Source organism: Nostoc sp. CALU 546 (assembly GCF_048836525.1).
In genome coordinates this window covers 1-2,503 of the sequence record NZ_JAWJTF010000297.1, presented here as the reverse complement: position 1 = coordinate 2,503, position 2,503 = coordinate 1, and the positions used below count along the sequence as shown (strand labels likewise).

Genomic DNA, 2,503 nt, shown 5'->3' with positions numbered 1-2,503 from the left:
CCATCTTTGTCAAATGTCAAACCAGATGGCCCAAAGAATAATCTACCCTCTACCAAAGGGGTAAATGCTCCATTTGCAAAGGATCTAATAAAGTTACCCTGAGAATCGAATTGATTGATGCGGTTGTTGTAAACATCACCCGAATACAGATCCCCTGTTACTGGATTAAAGTCTACAGTTGTTGGCTCGTCAAACTGTCCGGGCCCTGTGCCGCCGGAGCCAATTGCTCCAATATACTGACCGCTAGGATTAAATATTTCAATTTTGTTACCGAGGTCGTAGTTAGGAGTACCATCTGCGGGGTTAATACCGCGTCCGTTAGCTATGAGGGTATTCCCTTGGCTATCCACCGCTATCCCTTGGGGAACAAAAAGTTCTCCAGGGCCGAAGCCGGGGCTACCAATACTTCTGTCGTAAGTTAATGTTACAGCTTTGGCTTGAGCCGCTGTTGCTAACACGGTGAATCCAGTACCGAGAATAGCAAGTGACAAATTTTTGACTAATCCCATGAGTTTGAAGTCCTGGTTGTATGAGTGTATACTCTTTCCTAGACTAATTTTGTTCCCAGTCCTAGTTGGGGAACTCTAAAATTCGGGCTGCTGCCTCTTGTTTGAAATGCAACTTTCTGTGTGAGGCAGCAGCCTATTCTGTAAGCTATGCCTGACAGAGTAGGCTGGTAATAAGGAATTAGACTATCTCTGCTTTGGCTAGCAACTCTTCACCCAACTTGTTTTGGCGTTTGCGCTTGGCGATCGCACCAGTTGCGCCTACACTAGCAAGTGCTAATAATCCCAAGATTGAGGTAGGTTCGGGGACTCTTTCTGTAACGACATCATCCACGCGAACTACCGAACCTAGTTCGGGGCCAACACCGCGCTTGGTGATGTATATCTTCCCGTCAGGGCCAATATCGATTCCAGCAGATGATTCCAGCCCTTCACCGGCAGCCACCAATGTTGTCCGAGTTAAATCTGGAGCAACTTGAATCAGAGAACCGGGAAGGAATCGCAAGTCACCCTGCAACTGAGATTCGTCGCCGAATTGTAAGACTAGCAAATTGCCTTCTTCATCAAAGGTTAAGTCTGTGATTTGCGTAAACCCATCCAGAAAAACCTCTGGGTTGCCATCTTCGCCAATGCGGAAAATCCGCGATTCACCTTCTGGATATGGAAAACCTGAATATTCGGCAACATATAAGGCTCCATCGGGGCCGATTGTGCCACCTGTAGGTACTGATTGAATTGCGATGTTTCCTCCTGGAAGTACCTCTACTAAACCTGGAGGTAGTTCTTGTCCTGGTGGAAGGGGTGGTAATGATGAGGCACTAAGGACTTTTTTGGGAATTGCGATCGCCTGAAAGTCACTTCCATCAAGTTTGACTTTGTAGGCGGTGTTTCCACCCCCGTCAACGACATAAGCAGTATCACCACTAACGGTCAAATCAAAGGGGTTGGTAACTACGTCCCCACCGTCTGGATTATTAGTAATTTCATACTTGCCGAAGTCGAAAATACTTTCTAGTTCTCCGGTGTTCAAATCAGCTTTGAAAAGTTGTGCTAAAAGCGGGGTATTCAGTACTTTATCGGGTGTGGATGGCGGGAAAGTAACAAGTTGCTGCTCTGGGATCGGGAAATTAGCACCAAGGTTAAGTGATTCTAAATCACGATTTCCTGGATAACCAGCAAACCCGGTTAAAAGATAAGCATTCCCTTGAGAGTCGAATTGTATATCTTGAATACCAGCGCCTTGGTTGCCACTGGGTTGCTCTGCTATAGATTGAAAGTTATTGAATAGACGCTGTGGCTGACCGCCTGGTGTCACTTTGACCAGCGATCCACTATTACCAGCACAGATCGGCTGAAAGAGTGTACTCGGAGATGGTTGGCAATTTCCGTTTCCGCCGATACCTGGCTCTGCTACGTAGAGAGTGCCATCGGGGCCAAAGCTAACAGCCCGTGCATTACTGATTCCATCGACAATTGTCGTTAGGGTTGCAGCTTGTACAGATGGTGTTCCGCAAATAGCAGCAAAACAAAATGTTAGAGATGTCAGAGCAAATGATTTGAGTTTCATACCTTTGGAGATTGAGAATTAAATAAGTGGAAAACTTTATGGTTATTAAAAGATGACTAATCCCAGTCTTTGAGGAACTTAGGATTGGTTTGAAACTCTTTACTTGAGCGCCACAACTCCATTTGTGGGAGGTTTAGTAGCTTCTCTTTTTGTGCAGCCAAGCAACGCCGAAAGCAGCGATCGCAAATACGCCGAAAGCAGAACTGGGTTCAGGAATAGATTTGGTATTCTCAATTCTGATCACTTGTCCAAGTCCTGGGCGATCGCTCCGGTTGGTGACGTATACTGCACCATCAGCACCAATAGTCAAGGCGCTAGGTGACTCTAATCCATTGCCACTCAGAAGAGTTGTGCGTGTCCCATCGGCAGCTATTTTGATCACAGAACCATCAAAATCACCCTTCCAGGCTGACTAATTGGCGTACTGCAA

General features: G+C 46.2%; 2 protein-coding genes and 1 pseudogene. All 3 read right to left on the bottom strand.

All coding sequences use genetic code 11. From position 1 onward, the window contains the following. Positions 1-509 (bottom strand): annotated as a pseudogene (locus RRG12_RS42920) (PEP-CTERM sorting domain-containing beta-propeller repeat protein); the annotation flags it as partial. A 178-nt stretch (positions 510-687) separates the two neighbouring features. Then, positions 688-2,073 (bottom strand): ScyD/ScyE family protein, encoded by a 1,386-nt coding sequence (locus RRG12_RS42915; RefSeq protein ID WP_069068861.1) that lies wholly within the window; start codon positions 2,071-2,073, stop codon positions 688-690. A gap of 133 nt (positions 2,074-2,206) precedes the next feature. Further along, positions 2,207-2,455: a PEP-CTERM sorting domain-containing protein gene (locus tag RRG12_RS42910; RefSeq protein WP_420763272.1), complete on the bottom strand. Its 249-nt coding sequence runs from the start codon at positions 2,453-2,455 to the stop codon at positions 2,207-2,209. Positions 2,456-2,503: the final 48 nt, after the last annotated feature.